Annotated in this window: 3 protein-coding genes; all 3 read left to right on the forward strand. The window is 55.2% G+C overall.

All coding sequences use genetic code 11. The features are described 5' to 3' along the window. Positions 1–96: 96 nt before the first annotated feature. Genes NUV48_15445 through buk form a run of 3 tightly spaced genes read left to right on the forward strand, consistent with a single transcriptional unit; the run spans position 97 to position 3,501 of the window. Positions 97–1,509, forward strand: a complete 1,413-nt coding sequence (locus tag NUV48_15445) for a sodium:solute symporter family protein (GenBank protein ID MCR4443526.1) — start codon at positions 97–99, stop codon at positions 1,507–1,509. Continuing rightward, entirely contained in the window at positions 1,502–2,401 is a 900-nt protein-coding gene (locus NUV48_15450; GenBank protein MCR4443527.1) for a phosphate butyryltransferase, read from the forward strand. The genes NUV48_15445 and NUV48_15450 overlap by 8 nt, the downstream gene beginning before the upstream one ends. A gap of 23 nt (positions 2,402–2,424) precedes the next feature. Continuing rightward, the gene (gene buk, locus NUV48_15455) at positions 2,425–3,501 is read left to right on the forward strand and encodes a butyrate kinase (GenBank protein MCR4443528.1); all 1,077 of its coding nucleotides are present in this window, start codon (positions 2,425–2,427) and stop codon (positions 3,499–3,501) included. Positions 3,502–3,506 lie beyond the last annotated feature (5 nt).

A 3,506-nucleotide genomic window follows, 5' to 3' on the forward strand; every position in this document is an offset into this window, starting at 1 on the left:
ATTCAAAAAGCCTGGGGCCATCAAACTGCCGGGACAAGCGGGAGTTTGGTGGCCTTCAACTAAAGATTCATGCAAGCTTACGAGGAGGCAATAAACATGTCAACACAACTGATGATCATACTTATCTATTTCGCACTGACCATCGCCATCGGCATCTACGCGCAAAAGAGGTCCAAGACCTCCGCCTCATTCCACGGAGCGGGTCTCGGCGTCCTGATGTGCGTTGCGGCTGGGACAGGGGAATGGCTGGGGGGGACGTCCACCACGGGAGTGTCCGAATACGGCTATCTCTACGGGCTTTCAGGAGCCTGGTATACCATCGCCAACGGGATCGGGATAGTCGTGCTGGCCATCTTTTTCGCCAAACTGTACCGGAGCCTGGAAACCGTGACCGTGCCTGGGATCATCGAATCCTTTATCGGGGTGGACGCGCGGGTTGTATCCAGCGTCATACTGACTTTCGTCATGATCGCCGTCGGCGTCTCACAGATGATTGCGGCTGGTACCCTGGGGGTCAGCGTCCTGGGACTGAGCTATGACGCCTCCGTGATCATCTTTGGGATAGGCTTCATAATCTATACCCTGGCCGGGGGAATGAACGCCGTGGCCTACACCAACATCTTGCACCTGGTTGCCATGTATGGTGGGATATTGCTGGCCATTTTTCTGGCCGCCGGGGACATTGGGGGTTTTAGTGCCATCTTCAGCGGTCTTCCGGCCAAATACACCGAGTGGTTCAGCATCGGCCCGTCAAAAGTATCCTCCTGGATAATCGCCTCCATCCTGGGGGCCTGTACGGCCCAGGCCGGTATCCAGCCGATCTTGGCGGCCAAAGATGTAAATGTGGCCAAAAAAGCGGCTTTCATCACCGCGCTGGCGGTGGCGCCTTTTGGGATACTGACCGTCCTTTTGGGGATGGCGGCCAAGATAAAATTTCCCGCACTGGCCAATGCCAAGCTGGCCCTGCCCACCCTCATGATGAGCCTGCAGCCCGTGGCCGGTGGGATAGTCCTGGCGTCCATCATGGCAGCGGTGCTGTCGACCGTCTCGCCCATCATCCTGGCTTCGGGGACCATGATAACCAAGGATATATATCAAAGGGTCCTCAGGTCTAACGCCACCGATGCCGAAGTATTAAAAATGTCTCGCCTGACGACGGCCCTGGCCGGTGTTGTCTGCATAATCCTGGCGTTAATAATGTATGGCAGCGCCAGGGTGCTGGACATCGTTTACTTTGCATATTCCCTGAGGGGTTCCCTTTTTGTGGTTCTGCTCTTTGGGATTTACTGGCGGAAGACCTCATCCCGGGGCGCCATCTGGGCCATGGTATGCACCGGGGTGGTGGGCATATTCTGGGTATCCTACAAAGCCGTGGCTGGACATTTTCCCATTCACCCGGGTTTCAGCGAAACCTACGCAGCCATCCTTGTAGCCGCTGTTTGCACCTTTGTCTTCAGCCACATATTTCCGAAAAAAACGAAATATACGGAGCTGAACAAAAATGATTAAAACCTTCGCCGACATGATCAAAGCAGTAAAACAAAAAGAACCTAAAACCATCGCAGTTGCGGCAGCCCAGGACAAGGGAGTCCTAAGCGCGGTTGACAGCGCCTGCCGGCAAGGCATAATCAAGGCCATCCTGGTTGGGGACAAAAGCGAAACCGAAAGAATAGCCAAGGTCATCGGTCTGGACCTGGCAAAATTTGAGATAATAGATATCCGTGACAAAGAAGAGGCCTGCCTGAAGGCCGTGGAACTGGTGCATAACGGCCAGGCTGCCCTGCCCATGAAAGGCTTTGTGGATACCGAGATGATACTGAAAGCTGTCCTGGACAAAAAGGTCGGGCTGAAAACGGGGAGGCTGTTGAGCCATGTTGGCGTCTTGAGCGTGCCGGGTTACGAGCGGCTGTTTATAATCAGCGATTCTGCCATGACCATTGCTCCCACGCTTTCAGAAAAAGTGGACATCATCAACAATGCCGTGGCGGTGGCCCGGGCTTTGGGGATAGAGGTGCCCAAAGTGGCAGTGATATGCGCCGTGGAAAAAGTCAACCCCAAAATGCCGGCAACCATAGACGCCGAGATTCTCACCCAAATGAACGAACGGGGAGAAATCACCGGGTGCCTGGTCAAGGGGCCGCTGGCGCTGGACAACGCGGTATCCCCGGAGGCGGCGGAACACAAAGGCATCCGTCATCCGGTGGCGGGGCGGGCCGACGTCCTGATCACGCCGGACATCGAAGCCGGGAACATCCTCAACAAATCCATGGAATACTTTGGCTATGCGGAAAAGGCCGGGATAATCATGGGAGCGAAAGTCCCCATCATCCTAACCTCAAGGGCCAGTTCGGACCAATCGAAACTGAACTCCATCGCCCTGGGTGTTCTGGTTGCACAATAAACAACAAGGCAGGAGAAACACATATGGACAAAAAATATCGAATACTTGCCATCAATCCGGGGTCGACCTCGACCAAGGTCTCGGTGTTTGACGACGAAGAAGAATTCTTTACCGAAGTGCTGAGACATCCCCAAAGCGAGACGGAAAAGTACAACACCATCTACGAACAGTTTGGCTTTCGCAAAGAAGTCGTGCTGAAGACCTTAACAGAAAAAAACATCGCGTTGGAGAGCCTGGATGCCGTTGTGGGGCGGGGCGGGAACATGAAGCCCGTGGTTGGGGGGACCTACCAAGTCAACCAGGCCATGCTGGAGGACCTGAAAGTGGGAGTAATGGGACAGCACGCTTCCAACCTGGGAGGGATTATCGCCTATGCAATCGCCCAACCCTTGAATCTCCCGGCCTATGTGGTAGACCCGGTGGTGGTGGATGAATTCGAAGAATTTGCCAGGATTTCCGGCATACCGGAGATCGAAAGAAAATCCAAAGACCACCCCTTGAACCAAAAGGCGACAGCCAGGAAGGCATCCGCCGACCTGGGCGGGGAGTACCAACAGTTCAACTTCATCGTTGCCCACATGGGGGGCGGCATCTCGGTGGGCGCCCACAAAAAAGGCAAGATTGTCGATGTCAACAACTGCCTTGACGGGGATGGCCCCTTTTCCCCGGAGAGAGCGGGTGGACTTCCCGCCGGCTCCTTGATTGACCTTTGCTACTCTGGCAAATACACCCGGGAAGAGATGCGCAAAAAAATTGTGGGCGGCGGGGGACTGATGGCATACCTGGGCACAAACGACGGCCGGGAGGTTTCCAGGAGAATCAAGGCCGGCGACGAGAAGGCCCGCTTGATTTACGAGGCCATGGCCTACCAGGTGGCCAAGGAGATAGGAGCGGGAGCTGCCGTCCTAAAAGGCGACGTTGACGCCATTCTTTTAACGGGCGGCCTGGCCTACGACGAGCTGTTCGTCGGCTGGATCAAAGAAAGGGTCGGATTTATCGCCCGGGTGATGGTCTATCCCGGCGAGTTTGAGATGGCAGCCCTGGCTCAGGGCGTGTTGCGGGTCCTGAAAGGCAAGGAAGAGGCCAAGGTTTATGTTTGAGTTTT

This window comes from Peptococcaceae bacterium, from assembly GCA_024655825.1.
Classification (GTDB): Bacteria; Bacillota; Peptococcia; order DRI-13; family PHAD01; genus JANLFJ01.

What these genes read in the sequence shown, in the direction of transcription:
- NUV48_15450 (MCR4443527.1), top strand. Translation starts at nt 1,502, where the DNA reads ATGATTAAAACCTTCGCCGACATGATCAAAGCAGTAAAACAAAAAGAA.
- buk (MCR4443528.1), top strand. Translation starts at nt 2,425, where the DNA reads ATGGACAAAAAATATCGAATACTTGCCATCAATCCGGGGTCGACCTCG.
- NUV48_15445 (MCR4443526.1), top strand. Translation starts at nt 97, where the DNA reads ATGTCAACACAACTGATGATCATACTTATCTATTTCGCACTGACCATC.